The sequence below is a fragment of the Limnohabitans sp. TS-CS-82 genome (assembly GCF_002943475.1).
In genome coordinates this window covers 729,258-750,059 of sequence record NZ_PTQX01000001.1, presented here as the reverse complement: position 1 = coordinate 750,059, position 20,802 = coordinate 729,258, and the positions used below count along the sequence as shown (strand labels likewise).

Below are 20,802 nucleotides of genomic sequence, written 5' to 3'. Positions count from 1 at the left end.
CACATGACCATCAAATTAGGTATCAACGGCTTCGGCCGTATTGGCCGTTTGGCTTTGCGCGCTGCGCTCAAGCACGGTTACACCGACATCCAAATCGTCGGCATCAACGACCCCAAGCCTGCCGACTACTTGGCCTACATGCTTAAGTACGACAGCGTGCACGGCCGCTTTGATGGCACTGTGGATTTCACCGAAGACGCCCTGATCGTCAACGGCAAAAAAATCAAACTCTCGCACGAGCGCGATGCACACAACCTCAAGTGGGGCGAGATGGGCGTTCACACCGTGCTCGAGTGCACAGGCCACTACTTGACCGAACCCACCAGCCAAATGCACATCGCTGCAGGCGCTAAAAAGGTGGTCATTTCGGCACCCTCCAAAGACAGCATCCCGATGTTTGTTTACGGCGTGAACCACAAAAAATATGCTGGCGAAGCCATCGTCTCTAACGCGTCTTGCACCACCAACTGTTTGGCCCCCGTGGTCAAAGTGTTGAACGACAAGTGGGGTATCAAACGCGGTTTGATGACCACTGTGCACGCAGCCACTGCCAGCCAAATGACGGTGGACGGCTCATCACGCAAAGACTGGCGCGGCGGACGCGGCATCTTGGAAAACATCATTCCTTCCAGCACTGGTGCAGCTAAAGCTGTGGGCGTGGTGATTCCTGAAATCAAGGGCAAGATCACTGGCATGGCCTTCCGCGTGCCCACCTCTGACGTGTCGGTCATTGACCTGACCGTGGAGCTCAACAGCGATGCCAGCTACGCCGAAATTTGCGCTGAAATGAAAGCACAAAGCGAAGGCGCGTTGCAAGGCGTGCTGGGTTACACCGACGAAAAAGTGGTGTCTACCGACTTCCGTGGAGAGCCGTGCGCCAGCGTGTTTGATGCCACCGCAGGCATCGCACTGGACAAGAGCTTCGTCAAAATTGTCGCTTGGTACGACAACGAATGGGGCTATGCCAAGCAGTGCTTGGAAATGGTTCGCGTGGTGGCGAAGAAGAAGTAATTCTTTAAAACCTTGCTACATATAAGTGCCTTCGGGCGCTTTTTCTTTGCCTGCTTTTCTCCCAAGGTAAAAAAAATACATGATTTGTCTTGAAATCATGTAACAAAGTTTCATAGAATTGAGCCATCTAAGGAGACTGACATGACCATCAAAATCGGCATCAACGGCTTTGGCCGCATCGGACGCATGGTGTTTCGCGCCGCCGTTCAAAACTTCCACGACATCGAAGTGGTCGGCATCAACGACTTGCTAGAGCCAGACTACTTGGCCTACATGCTCAAGTTCGACAGCGTGCATGGCCGCTTCCAAGGTGAGGTGTCGGTGGACAACGGCCATTTGGTAGTGAACGGCAAGAAGATTCGACTCACCCAAGAACGCGACCCAGCAGCACTGAAGTGGAACGACATCGGCGCCGATGTGGTGGTTGAAGCCACGGGCTTGTTCCTCGACCAAGAGACCGCCGCAAAACACTTGGCCGCAGGCGCCAAAAAGGTGTTGTTGTCAGCCCCCTCCAAAGACGACACGCCCATGTTTGTGTACGGCGTGAACCACACGACTTACGCGGGCCAGTCCATCATCTCCAACGCATCATGCACGACCAACTGTTTGGCGCCTGTGGCCAAAGTGTTGAACGACAAATGGGGCATCAAGCGCGGCTTGATGACTACGGTGCACGCCACCACCGCCACCCAAAAAACAGTGGACGGCCCGAGCAACAAAGACTGGCGCGGTGGCCGCGGCATTTTGGAAAACATCATTCCTTCCAGCACCGGCGCGGCCAAGGCGGTGGGTGTGGTGATTCCAGAAGTCAAGGGCAAGCTCACAGGCATGGCGTTTCGCGTGCCCACCTCTGATGTGTCAGTGGTCGACCTGACTGTGGAACTGAACAGCGAAGCCACGTACAAAGAAATTTGTGCCGAGATGAAGGCGCAAAGCCTGGGCGCACTCAAGGGCGTGTTGGGTTACACCGAAGAAAAAGTGGTGTCCACCGACTTCCGTGGCGAGCCATGCACCTCGGTGTTTGACGCAGACGCAGGCTTGGCCTTGGACAGCACCTTCATCAAAATCGTCAGCTGGTATGACAACGAATGGGGCTACTCCAACAAGTGTTTGGAGATGGTGCGCGTGATCGCCAAATAAAACACATCGGCACTTGGCGTGCCATGTGGTTTAAACACCGCCAGTGCTTCAAATGCACTGGCGTTTTTTATGGCGCGCTGGATGCGGCGGAAGCTGCAGATGCAGGCTCGCTAGGCGCAACCATTTGTACCGCTGCATCGTGTGACTTGCTGTGTGTCTCTGGCGCTTCGCTGCCAAACAACACCAACAGGCCCAACACCACGAACACGGCCGCGCTGATGCGGTGCACCCAGGTGAGCGGCACCAAACGCGTGATGCGCTCGCCAAACCACACCACGGGCGCGTTCGCCAACATCATGCCCAAGGTGGTGCCAGCCACCACCCACAACCACGACTGGTATTCAGCCGCCAACATCACGGTGGCGATTTGTGTTTTGTCGCCCATCTCGGCCAAGAAGAAGGCAATGACGGTGGTGCCAAACACGCCAAACTTTGGCGTCACATCCGTATCGTCGTCATCCAGTTTGTCTGGCACCAACATCCACGCGGCCATCGCCAAGAACGACACGCCCAAGACCCAGCGCAACACCGTAGGGCCCATCAGGCTGGTCACCCATGCACCCAAACCGCCAGCCAAAGCGTGATTGGCCAACGTGGCCACCAAGATGCCCCACACGATGGGCCATGGTTTGCGAAAACGTGCCGCGAGCACGAGCGATAAAAGTTGCGTCTTGTCGCCCATTTCGGCGAGGGCGACGATGCCCGTTGAGATCAAAAATGCTTCCATCCAGTGATCCTACCGCGCGCGTTTTACGAACCATGCGCACGATTTGGTGCATTTTTTGCTTACATCAGGTGCAACACAGAAAACCGGTGCAAAAACGCACCAAAACAAAACAAAACTCTAAGGACAACTTTATGGATGCACACAAACAGGGCGCGGATGCTTTGTTCATTCTGCTCGGGGCCATCATGGTGCTTGCCATGCATGCAGGTTTCGCATTTTTAGAACTGGGCACGGTTCGTCGCAAAAACCAAGTCAATGCGCTGGTGAAAATTTTGGTGGACTTCTGTGTCTCCACCATCGCCTACTTTGTCGTGGGTTACGGTGTGGCCTATGGTGCGAGCTTCATGATCGGCGCTGAGTCGTTGGCCGACAAAAACGGCTACGAACTGGTGAAGTTCTTTTTCTTGCTGACGTTTGCAGCCGCCATTCCAGCCATCATCTCGGGCGGCATTGCCGAACGCGCCAAGTTTTGGCCACAGCTGATTGCCACAGCCGTCATTGTTGGTTTTGTGTATCCCTTCTTCGAAGGCATTGCTTGGAACCAACATTTCGGTTTTCAGGCGTGGCTCAAAGAGTTAACCGGGGATGAGTTCCACGATTTTGCGGGCTCGGTCGTCGTTCACGCTGTGGGCGGCTGGATTGCTTTGCCTGCCGTGTTGTTGCTCGGTGCACGTAGCAACCGCTACCGCAAAGACGGTGCCATTTCTGCACACCCACCCTCGAGCATTCCGTTTCTCGCTTTGGGGGCATGGATTTTGATCGTGGGCTGGTTTGGCTTCAACGTCATGAGCGCACAAACCTTAGACAAGATTTCTGGCCTCGTGGCCGTGAACTCCTTGATGGCCATGGTGGGCGGCACATTGGTGGCCCTCATCGCGGGTAAGAACGACCCTGGCTTTGTACACAACGGCCCCTTGGCTGGATTGGTCGCCGTGTGCGCAGGCTCTGATTTGATGCACCCCATGGGCGCATTGGTGGTGGGTGCTGTGGCCGGTGGCATTTTTGTGGTGATGTTCACGCTCACTCAGAACAAGTGGCGCATCGACGACGTGTTGGGCGTGTGGCCCTTGCACGGTTTGTGCGGCACATGGGGTGGCATTGCTGCGGGCATCTTCGGCACTCAAGCCTTGGGTGGCTTGGGCGGCATCAACCTGACCGCGCAATTGGCCGGCACCGCACTCGGTGTGACATGGGCTTTGGTTGGCGGTTTTGTGGTCTACGGCGTGTTGAAGATGACGCTGGGTTTGCGCTTGAGCCAAGAAGAAGAATTCGAAGGCGCTGATTTAACGATTCACAAGATCACCGCGTCACCCGATCGCGAAGCCAGTTGGTAGGCCTTGTGAGTTGTGGTTTTTCGGGTGTGAATTAGGCTGAATACAGGTAAACGCTTGGTGATTCAGCCAACTTGTGCCCCATAATGTGCGCAATCTTGTCGGTGCAAGCCACAGGCAAGGTTGTCAATTGGTGATCGGTCAGTTTCGGTTCGGGACTCCATCGCTTTGTTTTTGTGTTTTAAGGAGTCCCTTTCATGGGCAACAAACTGTACGTCGGCAACTTGCCATATTCAGTGCGCGACAGCGATCTCGAGCAGTCATTTGGACAGTTCGGTACTGTGACCAGCGCTAAAGTCATGATGGAGCGCGACACAGGTCGCTCTAAAGGTTTTGGTTTTGTCGAGATGGGCAGCGATGCCGAAGCTCTGGCAGCCGTTGAAGGCATGAACGGCGCACCTTTGGGTGGTCGCAGTCTCGTGGTGAACGAAGCTCGTCCCATGGAGCCACGTCCTCCCCGCTCTGGCGGCGGCGGTTACGGCGGTGGCCGTGAAGGTGGCGGCGGCTATGGTGGTGGCGGTCGCGATGGCGGCGGTGGCTACGGTGGCGGTGGCCGCGAAGGTGGTGGTGGCGGTTTCCGCAGCCCCTACGGCGGCGGCGGTGCTGGCGGCGGTCGTCGTGAAGGCGGCGGTGGCGGTGGCCGTGGCGGTTTCGGTGGTGGCAACAGCTACTGATCGATCTGCTTCACTGCAAATCAAAAGGCTCCCGAGGGAGCCTTTTTTATTTCTTATCTTTGGGTGGTAACAACGTGCCACGCACCCGACCTGTGAGCTGCATCACTTGGTCTAAGTTATCAAAGTCGATGCCGTCTTGAGAGGTGAAGCGATCACCAGCACCACGCACCAACTCAACGGGTAAATGAGAGCGCACCTGCTCGGTGTTTGCGAACAAATGCAAAAAGTTACTACGCAATTCTGTGCGCGGCGTCACCACGCCTTGCACATTGGTGCTGGCTTCGCGCACAACCACAGCTTTGTCAAATAACTGCGCCTCGGAACCATCTGCGTTAATCAATCCACGTGCGGCAACGGCTGTTGTAACACGTCCCTCTGCACCCAAGATGCGAATCCGCGGTTGGTCGATCTCTAGCGTGTCTGTATCAGGAAAGTGGCGTCCCTCGACACCCACGACTTCGCTTTTGAGCTTGCCATTGGCCCCGAATACCTTGACCGAAAAATCACGCATGAAGTAATCGGGCACATGGCGAGGCGCCGCTTCAAGTTCTGCATCGCCCATGGCGGGCGTGCTGCGCACCAGCCAGTAGGTGCTCATGGCCATCACACCCATGAGCAACAAAGGCAGGTAAACCGCCAAGCGATCCCACACACGGCGCATGCGCATGAGCAGCGACACAGGTGCGACACCAGTCATGCGACGTAAGCTCGCAATAACTCGGCGTAACGACCGCTGGCCACCAGCAACAAGTCGCAAAACTCGCGTGCAGCACCATGGCCACCATCACGCACCGTCACATAGTGCGCAATGGCTTTGACTTCGATGTGTGCGTTGTTCGGGGCGCATGCAAATGCGGCACGGGTCATGACCGCCATATCCGGCCAGTCGTCCCCCATGTGTGCCGCTTGCGACCAGTCAAGGCCCAGTTCGTTCAAAATTTCTTGTGCGGCGGGGGCCTTGTCTTCGGTGCCGTAACGCACATGCGTGATGCCCAACGCCTTGAGACGTGCGCGCAAAGGTGCACTGTCGCGCCCAGTGATCACAGCGGGTGTGATGCCTGCTTTTTGCAACATCTTCAAGCCGTGACCATCCAGCGTACAAAAACGTTTGATGGTTTCACCACTTTCGGTAAACAACAAACCGCCATCGGTGAGCACGCCATCCACGTCAAAGAACGCTACGCGCACAGCCTGTGCGCGCAACAACAAAGCAGGGTCAAAGTTCAGCGCAGGTGTGTATGTGCTCATTAGATGACTTTCGCGCGCATCAGGTCGTTGGTATTGATCGCGCCGCACAAGATGCCTTGTTCGTCCACCACCAAAACGCTGGTGATGCGGTACAGCTCCATCAACTCAGCGGCTTCAGCCGCCAACGCGCTGGAGCGCACGGTGCGTGGGTTGGCGTGCATGACTTGTTGCGCGGTGAGTTGGCGCATGTCCGTCCCTGTTTCGATCAAACGGCGCAAGTCACCATCGGTGAAGATGCCCAACACTTTTCGGTTCGCATCCACGATGGCGGAGGCCCCCAAACCTTTGGCGCTCATCTCGCGCATCAAATCGCTGAAGCTGGCTGTTGGCAACACGCTTGGCACAGCATCCCCACTGCGCATGACATCGCTCACATGCGTCAGCAAACGGCGGCCCAAAGCACCGCCGGGATGTGAACGTGCAAAGTCTTCGGCTTTGAAACCACGTGCATCGAGCAAGGCCACAGCCAAGGCATCGCCCATGGCCATTTGTGCCGTGGTGCTGGCGGTGGGAGCCAAGTTCAGTGGGCAAGCTTCTTTCAACACGCCGGTGTTGAGCACGATGTCGGCGTGACTGGCCAATGTCGATTGCGCGCCGCCTGTGAGGGCCACCAAGGGCACGCCTTGGCGTTTGAGTACGGGAAGAATGGCAGCGAGCTCATCGCTCTCGCCGCTGTTGGAAATGGCAATCACGAGGTCGGTGTCTTTGACCATGCCCAAGTCGCCATGGCTGGCTTCGGCCGGATGCACAAACATAGCGGGTGTGCCTGTGGACGCCAAAGTGGCTGTGATCTTGCGACCCACATGGCCGCTCTTGCCCATACCCATCACGACCACACGGCCTGTGACTTTGAGTATGGCGTGCACAGCCTGCACAAAGCTGGGCGACAAACCATGGCGCAAATGGCGTACGGCCTCTGCCTCAATCTCTAAGGTGTCGTGGGCCAGTTGCAAGATGCGCTGGTCGTCCACCTGCGCTGTTGTGCTGGCGGAATGTGCAGAGTTTTGGGTCATGGTTTGATTTTATCGGTGGGGGCGCTTATTTGCCGATGCAAAAGCTAGAGAAGATCACGCCCAACAAATCGTCCGACGTGAACTCGCCCGTGATGGTGTTGAGCGCGTTTTGGCTCAAGCGCAGTTCTTCAGCCAACAAGTCGAGCGCGGGCACTTGGGCCTGCAAGCTGGCATTGGCCAGCATCAGATGCTCATCGACCTCGTGCAAGGCCTGCACGTGGCGCTCACGGGCCATGAACATGCCTTCGGCGCTGCCACCTTGCCAGCCCACCACGTTCAGCAGTTGTTGGCGCAGGGCAGGCAAGCCATCGCCTGTTTTGGCAGACAAGGTGATGTCTGTGACAGCTGTCACACCCTCTTGGCTAGGCGCCGTGACCGCGGTGCTGTGTGCATCGGCTTTGTTCCACAAATGCAGCACGGGGACATGCGTGTCTAACTTATCTTGCAGGGTTTGTTCGATTTGCGCGTCTGATGTCGCATAAGCTGCGTCGTCTTTGCGCGTCAGGTCGTGCAAAAACAGCACGGCATCGGCTTGGCCAATTTGGTCCCAAGCGCGGGCAATGCCAATGCGCTCAACCTCGTCCACATCGGGGTGTTCGCGCAGACCAGCCGTGTCAACCACATGCAAAGGCACGCCTTGAATCTGGATGGTTTGTTGCACCACATCGCGCGTGGTGCCGGCAATCGGCGTGACGATGGCCAGCTCTGCGCCCGCCAAGGCGTTGAGCAACGAGCTTTTGCCCGCGTTGGGTTGGCCCGCAATCACCACACGGATGCCTTCACGCAGCAACGCGCCTTGTTTGGTTTGCGCCATCACGCGCGTCAAATTTTGTTGGAGTCGTGTGAGCTGGCCTTGGGCATCGGCTTGCTTCAAAAAGTCAATGTCTTCTTCGGGAAAGTCCAGCGTGGCTTCGACCAACATGCGCAGATGAATGAGTGCATCACGCAGTTGATGAATTTCGTTAGAGAACGCACCTGCCAATGATCGGCTCGCGCCACGCGCGGCAGCTTCGGTGCTGGCGTCAATCAAATCGGCCACGGCTTCTGCTTGTGCCAAATCGAGTTTGTGATTCAAAAATGCACGCTGCGTGAATTCACCCGGCTGGGCCAAACGCAAACCGCTCAACAACGGTTTGTTTTGCGCGTTCAGTGTGGCGGCCACGCGCAGGCAACGCGCCAAGATGAGTTGCAACACCACAGGGCCGCCGTGGGCTTGTAGTTCCAACACGTCTTCGCCGGTGTAGCTGTTAGGGCCGGGAAAGTGCAGCGCCAACACATGATCGATAGGCGCGCCCGTTTCATCGGGCAAAGGCAAATAGGTCGCTTCACGCGGCTTCAATGCACGCCCACACAAGGCCAATACCAAACCATTTAAATTTTTGCCACTCACACGCACAATGCCCACCGCTCCTCGACCGGGTGCGGTGGCAATGGCAATGATGGGCGCGTCGTGAAGAGCAAGCATGGCTAGATTGTCCAGAAAAAAACCCGCCAACCATCGAAGGAGGCGGGCTTTTGATTGACCACGGTTCTAAATTAGAACTTGGGCAAGTTGAATTGAGGTGGCACACCCATGCGGATGTTGATGAGCCACTGTTGTGCAATCGACAACACGTTGTTGGTGATCCAGTACAACACCAAACCTGCAGGGAAGAAGAAGAACATCACGCTGAAAGCCAGCGGCATGATCCACATCATCTTGGCTTGCATGGGATCTGGTGGTGCGGGGTTCAATGCGGTTTGCAGCAAGGTGGTCAGCGTCATCACCAAAGGCAAGATAAAGAAAGGATCGGGCGCCGACAAGTCGTGGATCCAACCCACCCAAGGTGCATTGCGAATTTCAACGGTCGACAACAACACCCAGTACAAGGCAATGAACACGGGAATTTGCAACGCGATGGGCAAGCAACCACCCATAGGGTTGACCTTCTCGTCGCGGTAAATCTTCATCATCTCCATTTGCATTTGTTGCGGGTTGTCTTTGAGACGCTCACGCATTTCCATGATTTTTGGATTGATGGCTTTCATCTTGGCCATGCTCTTGTATGCATGAGCATTCAACCAATAGAAGCCTGCTTTGAGCAAGACCACCAAGGCGACGATAGACCAGCCCCAGTTGTTCAAGATGCGGTTGAGTTGATCGAGCAACCAGAACAATGGCTTGGCCAAAATCGTCAACCAGCCGTAGTCTTTGACCAACTCCAGGCCTGGGTACAGCGCCTCCAGTTTGTTTTCTTCTTGTGGGCCAGCGTAGAAAGTCGCAACCACGCTCTTACTTTGACCAGGCTTGATGATTTCCAAGGGAGAAATCGCCGTCACACGGTAGCAGCAATCAGCCATGGTGGAACCAATGTCCACAGCGTCCATTGAGATGTCGCGGCTCAGGCCATTGGGCAAAATCCAAGCGCTCGCAAAGTAATGCTGCACCATGGCGATGTAGCCGGTGTTGGATTGTTTTTCTACATCCACTTTTTTCTTCTTGATGTCGGCAAACTCCACCTTTTGGTACTTCTTGGCCTCTGTGTAAATCGCAGGACCTGTGAAGGTGGAATAGAACGATGACTCGCCTGCAAGCTTGTTACCGTCACGCACCAATTGGAAATACAACTGAGGTGCCACTTCTTGTGTGCCGGTGTTCACGATGTCGTGCTTCACCACCATGTCATACGCACCACGTTTGACGGTGTAGGTCTTAACCAACTTCACACCATTTTGTGCAGCAGACTCAAACGCGATGGACAACTCTTTGTCGCCGTCTTTAAGTTTACGTGAGCCAGGTTTTACCGACATCACCGATTTGTGTGTGGGCAACGCCACACCGGGAACACTAGAGATCAAACCGGTTTGTGCGGTGTAGATGCGCTCTTTGCTGTCATCCAACAACACAATGTTATGACCCGGCTTTTGTTCGTCTTCGTGCTTCAACAGCTCCGCACGAACCAACGTGCCGCCTTCGGTGTCAAAGCTGAGTTTGAACAAGTCTGTTTCAACTTGCACCAACTCTTTGCTTGCCGCGCGTGTTTCAACGGCAGGCACGGCTGCGGCAACTTGTGGTGCGACAGGGGCAGGAACACCTGCCGCTTGTGGCGCCGCTGAAGACGCATCTACAGCCACTTTGGCTTGCTGCGCAGGCGTTGGGAAGAAGGTGGCTTTGTTTCCGTTATGGACTTGCCATTGGTCCCACAGGAGAACCATGGAGAAACCAAAGATCACCCACAAAATGGTGCGGCGAATGTCGTTCATGAAGTTTTCTTTCCGGCGTTGGAAGAGGTCAAAGAGGTAAACAAAGCAGGTGGCACAGAATCATGCCCACCCGCACACCAAGGATGGCAACGTGCCAAACGACGCAGGGTCAAATAACTGCCACGTGCAGCGCCATGAAGCTCTAGGGCTTGCAACGAATACACAGAGCACGTCGGTTCAAACCGGCACGACGAACCAAGCCACGGGCTTAGCAGCAAACGATACCCGCGCACCAGCGTCATCAAAAATGATTGCATCATGCGGCGCTCACATATCCAAACAATTGTTTGAGCTCTTCGCGCACTGCTTGCTTCAAAACATCCGAAGATGCGCTGACAAATTTTTGAGGGCTAAACGTTGCTCGCAAACGAACCACATAAGCTGTCGGCTTTAAGCCTTTTTCAAACTCGTGCGAAACCGCGTGAATTTGACGTCGAATCAAATTGCGTGTGACAGCGCGCTTGGCCCATCGCTTGGGTGTGAGCGCGCCCATCATTAAGACACCATCGACAAACAGGGTCGGGGTTTCTTCAAACCCAGACCCTGTAGAGGCTTTGGCAGGCGGTTGCCACTGATGCAACACAAAATGCGGCGTACGTGCCACAGAACCTGCCGACATGACGACCTGAAATTCTGACCACTGTTTCAGACGTTCCACGGCTCTTGGGTCGCGGGTCTGTACAGCGGTCAAAAATTAGACAGCCAGACGCTTGCGACCTTTGGCGCGACGTGCGTTGATCACTGCGCGGCCACCGCGTGTTTTCATACGGACCAAAAAGCCGTGGGTACGGGCGCGACGGGTTTTAGAAGGCTGGTAAGTGCGTTTCATGATTTTTCCAAAAAGCTAAGCCCTGAGAGATCAGGGAAACCAATGATTATCTCAAACTTTTGGGGCATTTGCAGAATTTTATCCACACTCTTTTTAGCTTTGCTTTTTTAAAGTCTTTCAGATTTACTCACCCTGTGGATAATTTTTTGATAAAGTGCTTGGTTGCCTGCCTTTTTAGGGCAGCTGTCCACAGAAAAATATCTCATGAACTCAGGTCTTCTATCTTCTGCCGCCGATGGCCTACCACCAGGATCTGGTGAAGGTTTGTGGCAGGCCTGCGTCGATCAACTGGCGCAAGAACTACCAGAACAACAGTTCAATACGTGGATCAAACCATTGGTTGCCAACGTCGCTGAAGACTTTAGCAAAGTAGTTATTTTGGTGGGTAACCGCTTCAAATTAGACTGGATTCGTGCCCAATATGCCAACCGAATTGCTGGTTTGTTGCAACAAATGCACGGTCAGCCCATTCAAGTTGAGTTAGCGATCACTCCCAAGGAAAACCCTGTCAGGATTAAACCTGTTTCATTCTCTCAAGAGCTTGAGTCGCTTCCTGAAAGCTTTGTAGGACTGGAAGAAGGTGTTCCCAGCGGGCCACGCACACGCCTCAACACAGCGCTGACCTTTGATACCTTGGTCGAGGGTACAGCCAACCGCATGGCGCGTGCTGCTGCCATGCATGTGGCAACCATGCCCGGTCAGTTATATAACCCCTTGTTCATTTACGGTGGGGTAGGTTTGGGCAAGACACATTTGATGCACGCGGTGGGTAACAAGCTGCTGTCTGAGCGCCCAGATGCCAAAGTTCTCTACATCCATGCAGAACAGTTTGTTTCGGATGTGGTTAAAGCCTATCAGCGCAAAACTTTTGATGAATTCAAAGAGCGTTATCACTCGCTAGATTTGCTTTTGATCGACGATGTGCAGTTTTTTGCCAACAAAGAACGTACCCAAGAAGAGTTTTTCAACGCATTTGAAGCTCTGTTGGCCAAGAAGTCTCACATCATCATGACGAGTGACACATATCCAAAAGGCTTGACAGACATTCACGAGCGCTTGGTGTCGCGGTTTGATGCGGGCTTAACTGTTGCTATCGAACCGCCCGAATTAGAAATGCGTGTGGCAATTTTGATCAGCAAGTCACGCGTTGAAGGCTCTGAAATGCCTGAGGAAGTAGCCTTCTTCGTGGCCAAAAACGTGCGTTCTAACGTGCGTGAGCTTGAAGGCGCACTGCGCAAAATCTTGGCTTATTCACGTTTCAATCAGAAAGAAATTTCGATTCAGCTGGCACGCGATGCCCTGCGCGATTTACTTTCTATTCAGAACCGCCAGATTTCCGTAGAGAACATCCAAAAAACAGTTGCCGACTATTACAAGATCAAAGTGGCTGACATGTACTCTAAGAAGCGCCCTGCATCAATTGCAAGGCCACGCCAGATAGCGATGTATCTAGCGAAAGAGCTCACGCAAAAAAGCCTTCCTGAGATTGGTGAGCTGTTTGGCGGACGTGATCACACCACTGTGCTGCATGCAGTACGCAAAATCACTGCAGAACGGCAGCAAATGGCTGATTTAAATCAACAGCTGCATGTTCTCGAACAAACACTCAAGGGCTAAACAGCTAGAACAACAACCTTGTGGATAGTTTCTGGACAACACCAGAGTTATCCACAGAAAAGTAGGAATTTAAAAGTTATCCCCTTTTGAACGACAGCAGAAAAGCAAGCTTGCCAACACCTTCACGCTGTGTCCAAGTGCTTGAAAAAAAAGAGGAAAATGCTGTTGTCCACAGAAAGATGCTTTACTTATCTACTACTACTAATTTAAATAAAGAAAACAAGAGGAAGAGATGATCGTACTGAAAGCAACACAAGACAAGGTTTTAGCTGTTCTGCAATCTGTTGCAGGTATCGTTGAACGTCGTCACACATTGCCAATCTTGGCAAATGTGTTGATTCGCAAAACAGGTAGTTCGCTACAACTGACCACAAGCGATTTAGAAATTCAAATTCGCACCACTGCAGAACTTGATGGTGATGCAGGTAACTTTACGACTACCGTTGGTGCACGCAAGTTGATTGACATCTTGCGCACCATGCCTTCTGACCAAACCGTCAGTTTGGAATCAAATCAAAACAAATTGATTTTGAAAGGTGGTAAAAGCCGCTTTACTTTGCAAAGCTTGCCTGCTGAAGATTTCCCATTGGTGCAAGAAGCTGCCAACTTTGGTCCTTCTTTCAGCGTGCCGCAAAAGACTTTGAAAGAGTTGTTGCACCAAGTGTCATTCGCCATGGCTGTGCATGACATCCGTTATTACTTGAACGGCATTTTGTTTGTGGCGGAAGGTAAACAACTTAGCTTGGTCGCGACAGATGGTCACCGTTTGGCTTTCTCTTCTGCAACTTTGGATGTGGAAGTGCCGCGCCAAGAAGTCATCTTGCCTCGTAAAACAGTGCTAGAAATGCAGCGCTTGTTGAGCGACAAAGAGGGTGCCATCGAAATGCAATTTGCTGGTAATCAAGCTAAGTTCACATTCGACGGCATGGAATTTGTGACCAAGCTGGTGGAAGGTAAGTTCCCAGACTACAACCGTGTGATTCCAAAGAACCACAAGAACACCATCACTATGGGTCGTACGGCTTTGCTCGCTACCCTGCAGCGCACAGCGATTTTGACCAGCGAAAAGTTCAAAGGCGTGCGCCTGAACTTGGAGCCCGGTGTGTTGCGTGTGGCCTCAAGCAACGCTGAGCAAGAAGAAGCTGTAGACGAACTTGAAATTGATTACAACGGCGACGCCATTGAAATTGGTTTCAACGTCACGTACTTGATCGATGCTTTGACCAATATGGACCAAGACATGGTGCAAGTTGACTTGGCTGATTCCAACAGCTCGGCACTCATCACCATTCCTGAAAACACCACCTTCAAGTATGTGGTGATGCCAATGCGTATTTAACGCATCGTTGTTTACTTTTTTCCTGATTGAAACCGTGGGGTGCTTATGCCTCACGCACGAAGACTTGCTATGACCGAACCCACTCAAACTCCTGAAACCCCAGTGACGCCTCCAGCCGGTGAAGGCTATGGTGAGGGGTCAATTCAAATTTTGGAAGGCCTTGAGGCGGTTCGTAAGCGTCCAGGCATGTATATCGGTGATACATCTGATGGTTCAGGCTTGCACCATTTGGTGTTTGAGGTGGTTGACAATTCAATTGACGAAGCCTTGGCTGGTCATTGCGATGACATCGTGGTCACCATTCACAGTGACAACTCCATCAGCGTGACTGATAACGGCCGTGGTATTCCTACCGGCGTGAAGATGGACGACAAGCACGAGCCCAAGCGCAGTGCCGCTGAAATCGCTCTGACCGAATTGCATGCCGGCGGTAAGTTCAACCAAAACAGCTACAAGGTATCGGGTGGTTTGCACGGCGTGGGTGTGTCTTGTGTGAACGCGCTGTCCAAATCGTTGCGTTTGGTGGTCCGTCGCGAAGGTAAGGTTCACACCTTAGAGTTTTCCAAAGGTTTCGTGCAAAACCGTTTGATTGAAGTGGTGAATGGTGTTGAAGTGTCCCCCATGCGCATCACCGGTGATACCGAAAAGCGCGGAACAGAAGTTCACTTCTTGCCTGACACAGAAATCTTCACGCAAAACACTGACTTTCATTACGAGATTTTGAGCAAGCGTTTGCGCGAACTTAGCTTTTTGAACAATGGTGTGCGTATCCGCTTGTTGGACGAACGTACGGGCAAAGAAGACGACTTTTCTGGTGCAGGTGGTGTGAAGGGCTTTGTGGACTTCATCAACTCAGGCAAGAAGGTATTGCACCCCAATGCGTTTTACGCTGAAGGTGACCGTCCCGCTGAGACCTATGGTGGCATTCCAGGTACCAACATTGGTGTGGAAGTGTCCATGCAGTGGAACGATGGCTACAACGAAAACGTTTTGTGTTTCACCAACAACATTCCACAGCGCGATGGCGGTACCCACTTGACGGGTTTACGCGCTGCTATGACTCGCGTCATCAACAAGTACATCGAAGAAAACGAATTTGCCAAGAAGGCCAAAGTTGAAGTGACGGGTGACGACATGCGCGAAGGTTTGTGCTGCGTGTTGTCGGTCAAAGTCCCTGAGCCGAAGTTCAGCAGCCAAACCAAAGACAAACTTGTGTCTAGCGAAGTGCGTGCGCCTGTGGAAGACATCGTCGCCAAAACACTGACAGACTATTTGCAAGAGCGCCCCAACGACGCCAAAATCATTTGCGGCAAGATTGTTGAAGCCGCCCGTGCACGCGAAGCTGCCCGCAAAGCCCGCGAAATGACACGCCGAAAAGGTGTGTTGGACGGTATGGGCTTGCCAGGCAAGCTGGCCGATTGCCAAGAAAAAGATCCATCGTTGTGCGAAATCTACATCGTGGAGGGTGACTCCGCGGGTGGTTCAGCCAAGCAAGGCCGTGACCGTAAATTCCAAGCCATTCTGCCTTTGCGCGGCAAGATTTTGAACGTTGAAAAAGCACGTTACGAAAAGCTGTTGACCAGCAACGAAATTTTGACGCTCATTACCGCACTGGGCACCGGTATTGGTAAAGCCAGTGCTGAGTCTGGCAAGTCGGCCACGGATGACTTCAATGTCGACAAGCTGCGTTACCACCGCATCATCATCATGACTGACGCTGACGTGGACGGTGCGCACATTCGTACGCTGTTGTTGACCTTCTTCTACCGTCAAATGCCAGAGCTCGTCGAGCGTGGCCACATCTACATTGCACAACCACCTCTGTACAAAGTGAAGGCGGGCAAAGAAGAGCTGTACCTTAAAGACGCCTCTGCTTTGGATGGTTTCTTGCTGCGTATTGCGTTGAAAGACGCAAGCATCACCACAGGCGGTGCCAACTCTCAAGTTTTGAGTGGCGACACCTTGGGCGAATTGGCGCGTAAACACCAAGTGGCTGAATCTGTCATTGCTCGCTTGAGTGGCTTTATGGACGCTGAAGCCTTGCGCGCAATTGCGGATGGTGTGTCTATCAACCTCGACACCGTAGCTGATGCTGAAAAATCTGCTGCCGCCATGCAAGAAAAATTGCGCGAACTCGGCAGCGGTTCAGAAGCCACCGGTGAGTTTGATGTGCGCACCGACAAACCTATTTTGCGCATCAGCCGTCGCCACCACGGCAACGTGAAGAGTAGCGTGATTACTCAAGACTTCGTGCACGGTGCAGATTACGGTGCTTTGGCTGAAGCCGCACAAACCTTCCGCGACTTAGTGGGTGAGGGCTCGAAGGTGCACCGCGGCGAAGGCGAAAAAGCCAAAGAAGAAAAAGTTTCTGACTTCCGTCAAGCCATGAAGTGGTTGATTGGCCAAGCCGAAAACGCCACAGCCCGTCAACGTTACAAGGGCTTGGGCGAAATGAACCCAGCGCAGCTCTGGGAAACTACGATGGACCCCACAGTGCGCCGGTTGCTGCGCGTGCAAATTGACGATGCCATTGAAGCCGATCGTGTGTTCACTATGTTGATGGGCGACGAGGTTGAGCCTCGCCGCAACTTCATCGAAAATAACGCACTGCGCGCTGCCAACATCGATATTTAATCGCGCTTGCCCTTCCAGCGTGAATGCTCTGGGAGGGTTTCCGCGTCAAATACTTTTTGCTGTTCCACGCTCAATTGGTTATAGAACGTACGCGTTGTTTCTGTGCGTTGTTTGATGTGGGCTTGCATGGCGGCCAAATTGGCTTCATGTGCAGCATTCATCTTTTCCATGCGCTCAGGTGTATTCAACTTGGCCAAGGCATCACGGTCTACTGATTGAGCCAATGGCTTTGCAGGGACTTTCATGCCTTGCACAAAAGTGTTCCATGCAGGCTCTTGCGAGGGGGCCAAATGAAGCTTGGCTTTTAATTCGGTTTGACGCTTGTCCCAATGCTTGGTCATGCGCTCGTGCATACGACCCTCGTCGTGATGCACACCCATTTCACCCATCATGGGTTGGGCGTGTGCAGGGACGATAGCGGCAATCGCAGAGCCCGCTAACAAAACAGAGAGTGCAAAACGTGTGCTGTTCAAACGTGTCATAGAAGTTCCTTGAAGTCAGAGGCGAGATGCCTCTGTCAAGTTCGTACTGTGAACCGTCTGTGTAACGCGTCTGTGCGCTGCAGCACAAGTTACGTAAAGTTTTGTAGCTGGCCCTATCCCATTAAGCCTGCACGAAAGTCGTCCACGGCTTGCACCAGTTCCTCGCGGGTGTTCATCACAAACGGGCCGTATTGCGCGATGGGTTCGTTCAACGGTCTGCCGGCAATGACAATGGCGCGCGTGTTGGCTTGGGCACGCAGCACCATGCCATCACCGCCGTTGGCTAGCACGGCCATGCGTTTGATAGGCACCGCCGTGGCTTGGTCTCCATGTACCACGTCTAGTCCACCACGGTACACATACACAAACGCATTGTGTGTGGCGGGCAAGGGTTGCTCGAACACCGTGCCGTCAGTGGCAGGGAAGTGCAGGTCCAAATACAAAGGCTCGGTGTATTCGCGTTGCATGGCCCCCTCTGTGCCGTGTGATTGCCCAGCAATTACGCGCACCAACACACCTTCGCCCGTGGTGATTTCAGGAATTTCTTCACTTTGAATGTCGCGGTACCAAGGTTCGCAGAGTTTGTTTTTGGCGGGCAGGTTCAGCCACAGCTGAAAGCCTTCCATCACACCTTCTTCTTGCTCAGGCATTTCGCTGTGTGTCAGACCACGCCCGGCGGTCATCCATTGCACACCACCGTTTTGCAACAGGCCTTCGTGGCCGCCGCTGTCTTTGTGGCGCATGCGACCCGCAATCATGTAGGTCACGGTCTCAAAGCCACGGTGTGGGTGTTTGGGAAAGCCCGCAATGTAGTCGCCGGGGTTGTCGCTGCCAAACGCATCGAGCATCAGAAATGGGTCAAGGCGTTCTTGCAAATCATGGCTCAGCACACGTGTCAGACGCACACCTGCGCCGTCTTGGGTGTCTTGGCCTTGCACCAAATGCTCGACGCCACGAGCTTCACGCACGGTGCTCATGCGACTTGGTAGCCTTCGTCAGCAATGGCGTGCGCAATATCTTCGCGTGGCTTGCTGCTGTGCACATCGACTTTGCCGGTGCTGCGGTCAATCTCCACCTTGGCGTCTGGGTCTAGGCGTGCAATCGCTTTTTTAACGGCCATTTCGCAATGGCCACAGGTCATGCCTTGGACTTGAAACGTGTTATCCATCATGGGCTCCTTATAAAGATGTAACCTTAACCTATGTCTGAATTGTCCTGCGATATTGGTATTGGTGGAATGACCTGTGCATCGTGCGTGGCCCGTGTGGAGCGCGCGATTGCCAAACTGCCTGGTGTTGAATCGGTCAGCGTCAACTTGGCGACCGAATCGGCGAGGGTTCATTGGGCCGCGTCACAAGCCTCAGAAGACGAGCAAACCCAACAAGCTCGCCTGCGACGCGCGGTGCGTGATGCGGGTTACGAGCCTTTGGCGGCCGAACATTTGGAACAAGCACCAGAAGGTGCGTGGACAGGTTTTATGCCCGTCGCCATGGGTTTGTTGCTCAGCGCGCCGTTGGTCTTACCGATGGTGGGCGATGCCTTGGGTCAGCACTGGATGTTGTCGGCGTTGTGGCAGTTTGTGTTGGCGACGCCTGTGCAGTTCGTGCTGGGTGCACGTTTTTACAAAGCGGGTTGGCATGCCTTGTTGGCGGGCAGCGGCAACATGGATTTGTTGGTGGCCTTGGGTACCACGGCGGGTTGGGCTTTGTCGGTGTGGCTGTGGCTCACAGCGCCTGCGGGTGCGATGGTCCATTTGTATTTCGAAGGCTCGGCGGTGGTCATCACCTTGGTCTTGTTGGGCAAGTGGCTAGAGGCGCGTGCCAAGCGCCAAACCACCGATGCCATTCGCGCCTTGCATGCCTTGCGCCCTGCGCGTGCACGTGTCATCACCTTGGATGGCGAGGTAGAAATTCCCATCGAAGAACTGCTGGTGGGCGACCGCTTGGTGGTCTTGCCCGGTGAACGCTTTGCGGCAGACGGTGTGGTGCTTGAAGGCCAAACCCAAGTAGATGAAGCCATGCTCACGGGTGAGCCTTTGCCCGTGCACAAAGCCCTCGATTCACGCGTGACCGGAGGCAGCATCAACGGCGAAGGACGTGTGGTGGTGCGTGTGAGTGCCACAGGTACTGCCACCGTGTTGGCCAACATCATTCGCTTGGTCGAAGACGCACAAGCTGCTAAGGCCCCAATTCAACGCATGGTCGACCAAGTGTCTGCGGTGTTTGTGCCTGTGGTCTTGGTGCTGGCGTTGGTCACGTTGTTGGCTTGGTGGTTCACAGGCCACAGCCTGGAGGTGTCGCTCATCCATTGCGTGGCGGTGTTGGTCATTGCCTGTCCGTGTGCGTTGGGTTTAGCCACTCCTGCAGCCATCATGGCGGGCACGGGTGTGGCGGCGAAGCACGGCATCCTCATCAAAGATGCGCAAGCTTTAGAAGTGGCGCACAAAGTGGACACCGTGGCATTTGACAAGACGGGCACGCTCACCATTGGCCAGCCGCGCTTGTTGTCTTTGTTGGCGTTGCAAGACTTCGATGCCGCTGATGCGTTAGATGCCACCGCACACATGACGGCTTATGCACAAACCCTGCTCGCGCTGGCTGCTGGGTTGCAAAGCGGCAACGAGCATCCTTTGGCCCATGCGGTGGTGCAAGCAGCCAAAACAAACGGCTTGAGCTATGCCACGCCCGAAGGCGTCAAGGCGGTCGCCGGCTTTGGCAGCGAAGGCGTCGTACAAGGGCGCCACTTGTTGCTGGGCAGCTTGCGATGGATGGATGCTTTGTCTGTGCCCGCTGGTGAATGGCAAGCCCGTGCAGCCGCTTTGCAAGCGCAGGGTGCCACGGTGTCGGTTCTATCTGAACGCACGCCGCAAGGGGTCGTTGCGCTCGCTGTGTTGGCTTTTGGGGATGAGCCTAAGCCGGGCGTGCAAGATGCGTTGGCCAAGTTGCGTGCACGTGGTTTGCGTTTGGTCATGATTTCGGGCGACAACGTGGGTGCCGCCCAAGCCATGGCCGCGCGTTTGGGTTTGCGTGCAGACGAAGTGCATGCCGAGGTCATGCCCGGCGACAAAGCTGCTTTGGTCAAAAGCTTGCAACACAACCCCAACGGTGCGCCCCATGTGGTGGCCTTTGTGGGTGACGGCATCAATGACGCACCGGCCTTGGCCGCCGCCGATGTGGGCCTTGCCATGGCTAACCTCAACGCCGATGGTCAACGCGGAGGTACCGATGTCGCCATGCAAGCCGCTGGCATCACGCTCATGCGTGGGGATGTGGCGTTGGTGGCGGGTGCGTTGGACATCTCGGCCCGCACCGTGGCCAAGATTCGCCAAAACTTGTTTTGGGCGTTTGCCTACAACGCGGCAGGTATTCCGCTCGCCGCCATGGGTTACTTGAGTCCCGTGGTGGCGGGTGCGGCCATGGCGCTGAGTTCGGTGAGCGTGATGACCAACGCCTTGTTGCTCAAGCGCTGGAAGCCTTGATTCGCTTTCGGACGCGGCTTTGCTTGTTGGTATGCG

The 20,802-nt window shown here is 54.2% G+C and carries 19 protein-coding genes and 1 pseudogene; 8 read left to right on the top strand and 12 right to left on the bottom strand.

Annotation, left to right across the window (positions count from 1 at the left end; all coding sequences use genetic code 11):
* Window positions 1–3 precede the first annotated feature (3 nt).
* Window positions 4–1,011: a type I glyceraldehyde-3-phosphate dehydrogenase gene (gene gap, locus C5F52_RS03625; protein ID WP_104796931.1), complete on the top strand. Its 1,008-nt coding sequence runs from the start codon at window positions 4–6 to the stop codon at window positions 1,009–1,011.
* Window positions 1,012–1,152: 141 nt separating this feature from the next.
* The gene (gene gap / locus C5F52_RS03620) at window positions 1,153–2,151 is read left to right on the top strand and encodes a type I glyceraldehyde-3-phosphate dehydrogenase (protein ID WP_104796930.1); all 999 of its coding nucleotides are present in this window, start codon (window positions 1,153–1,155) and stop codon (window positions 2,149–2,151) included.
* 172 nt (window positions 2,152–2,323) lie between these two features.
* On the opposite strand, the pseudogene C5F52_RS03615 reads toward gap (C5F52_RS03620), so the two are convergent.
* Window positions 2,324–2,878, bottom strand: a pseudogene (locus C5F52_RS03615) (TMEM165/GDT1 family protein); the annotation flags it as partial.
* Window positions 2,879–3,009: 131 nt separating this feature from the next.
* Here C5F52_RS03615 and C5F52_RS03610 point away from each other — a divergent pair.
* On the top strand, window positions 3,010–4,212 hold the full coding sequence (locus tag C5F52_RS03610) for an ammonium transporter (RefSeq protein WP_104797156.1): 1,203 nt from the start codon (window positions 3,010–3,012) through the stop codon (window positions 4,210–4,212).
* A 194-nt stretch (window positions 4,213–4,406) separates the two neighbouring features.
* Window positions 4,407–4,883, top strand: a complete 477-nt coding sequence (locus C5F52_RS03605; protein ID WP_104796928.1) for an RNA-binding protein — start codon at window positions 4,407–4,409, stop codon at window positions 4,881–4,883.
* Window positions 4,884–4,929: 46 nt separating this feature from the next.
* On the opposite strand, the gene lptC is transcribed toward C5F52_RS03605, so the two are convergent.
* From lptC to rpmH, 8 genes are all read right to left on the bottom strand, one after another.
* The gene (gene lptC, locus C5F52_RS03600; RefSeq protein WP_236657701.1) at window positions 4,930–5,580 is read right to left on the bottom strand and encodes an LPS export ABC transporter periplasmic protein LptC; all 651 of its coding nucleotides are present in this window, start codon (window positions 5,578–5,580) and stop codon (window positions 4,930–4,932) included.
* Window positions 5,577–6,131 (bottom strand): HAD family hydrolase, encoded by a 555-nt coding sequence (locus C5F52_RS03595; RefSeq protein ID WP_104796927.1) that lies wholly within the window; start codon window positions 6,129–6,131, stop codon window positions 5,577–5,579. Before C5F52_RS03595 ends, lptC begins: the two co-directional genes overlap by 4 nt.
* Complete coding sequence (locus C5F52_RS03590; RefSeq protein ID WP_104796926.1) at window positions 6,131–7,144, bottom strand: SIS domain-containing protein; 1,014 nt, start codon at window positions 7,142–7,144, stop codon at window positions 6,131–6,133. Before C5F52_RS03590 ends, C5F52_RS03595 begins: the two co-directional genes overlap by 1 nt.
* Window positions 7,145–7,169: 25 nt before the next feature.
* On the bottom strand, window positions 7,170–8,609 hold the full coding sequence (gene mnmE, locus C5F52_RS03585; protein WP_104796925.1) for a tRNA uridine-5-carboxymethylaminomethyl(34) synthesis GTPase MnmE: 1,440 nt from the start codon (window positions 8,607–8,609) through the stop codon (window positions 7,170–7,172).
* 71 nt (window positions 8,610–8,680) lie between these two features.
* Complete coding sequence (gene yidC / locus C5F52_RS03580; protein ID WP_104796924.1) at window positions 8,681–10,387, bottom strand: membrane protein insertase YidC; 1,707 nt, start codon at window positions 10,385–10,387, stop codon at window positions 8,681–8,683.
* Entirely contained in the window at window positions 10,384–10,647 is a 264-nt protein-coding gene (yidD, locus tag C5F52_RS03575) for a membrane protein insertion efficiency factor YidD (protein WP_104796923.1), read from the bottom strand. The genes yidC and yidD overlap by 4 nt, the downstream gene beginning before the upstream one ends.
* Window positions 10,644–11,045: a ribonuclease P protein component gene (locus C5F52_RS03570; RefSeq protein WP_104796922.1), complete on the bottom strand. Its 402-nt coding sequence runs from the start codon at window positions 11,043–11,045 to the stop codon at window positions 10,644–10,646. Before C5F52_RS03570 ends, yidD begins: the two co-directional genes overlap by 4 nt.
* Before the next feature lie 36 nt (window positions 11,046–11,081).
* On the bottom strand, window positions 11,082–11,216 hold the full coding sequence (gene rpmH / locus C5F52_RS03565) for a 50S ribosomal protein L34 (protein ID WP_005798102.1): 135 nt from the start codon (window positions 11,214–11,216) through the stop codon (window positions 11,082–11,084).
* A gap of 204 nt (window positions 11,217–11,420) precedes the next feature.
* Here rpmH and dnaA point away from each other — a divergent pair, with 204 nt between their 5' ends.
* From dnaA to gyrB, 3 genes are all read left to right on the top strand, one after another.
* Complete coding sequence (gene dnaA / locus C5F52_RS03560; protein WP_104796921.1) at window positions 11,421–12,833, top strand: chromosomal replication initiator protein DnaA; 1,413 nt, start codon at window positions 11,421–11,423, stop codon at window positions 12,831–12,833.
* 232 nt (window positions 12,834–13,065) lie between these two features.
* Window positions 13,066–14,172 carry a DNA polymerase III subunit beta gene (gene dnaN, locus C5F52_RS03555; protein ID WP_104796920.1) on the top strand — a complete coding sequence of 369 codons (1,107 nt, stop codon included), beginning with the start codon at window positions 13,066–13,068 and terminating at the stop codon, window positions 14,170–14,172.
* Window positions 14,173–14,241: 69 nt separating this feature from the next.
* Entirely contained in the window at window positions 14,242–16,806 is a 2,565-nt protein-coding gene (gyrB, locus tag C5F52_RS03550; protein WP_236657699.1) for a DNA topoisomerase (ATP-hydrolyzing) subunit B, read from the top strand.
* On the opposite strand, the gene C5F52_RS03545 is transcribed toward gyrB, so the two are convergent.
* The 3 genes from C5F52_RS03545 to C5F52_RS03535 form a co-directional block, all read right to left on the bottom strand.
* Window positions 16,803–17,288: a Spy/CpxP family protein refolding chaperone gene (locus C5F52_RS03545; protein WP_104796918.1), complete on the bottom strand. Its 486-nt coding sequence runs from the start codon at window positions 17,286–17,288 to the stop codon at window positions 16,803–16,805. The genes gyrB and C5F52_RS03545 overlap by 4 nt on opposite strands.
* Before the next feature lie 113 nt (window positions 17,289–17,401).
* Window positions 17,402–18,265, bottom strand: a complete 864-nt coding sequence (locus tag C5F52_RS03540; protein WP_104796917.1) for a pirin family protein — start codon at window positions 18,263–18,265, stop codon at window positions 17,402–17,404.
* Window positions 18,262–18,456: a heavy-metal-associated domain-containing protein gene (locus tag C5F52_RS03535; RefSeq protein ID WP_104797154.1), complete on the bottom strand. Its 195-nt coding sequence runs from the start codon at window positions 18,454–18,456 to the stop codon at window positions 18,262–18,264. Before C5F52_RS03535 ends, C5F52_RS03540 begins: the two co-directional genes overlap by 4 nt.
* Before the next feature lie 33 nt (window positions 18,457–18,489).
* On the opposite strand from C5F52_RS03535, the gene C5F52_RS03530 reads away from it, so the two are divergent.
* On the top strand, window positions 18,490–20,766 hold the full coding sequence (locus C5F52_RS03530) for a cation-translocating P-type ATPase (RefSeq protein ID WP_236657698.1): 2,277 nt from the start codon (window positions 18,490–18,492) through the stop codon (window positions 20,764–20,766).
* Window positions 20,767–20,802: the final 36 nt, after the last annotated feature.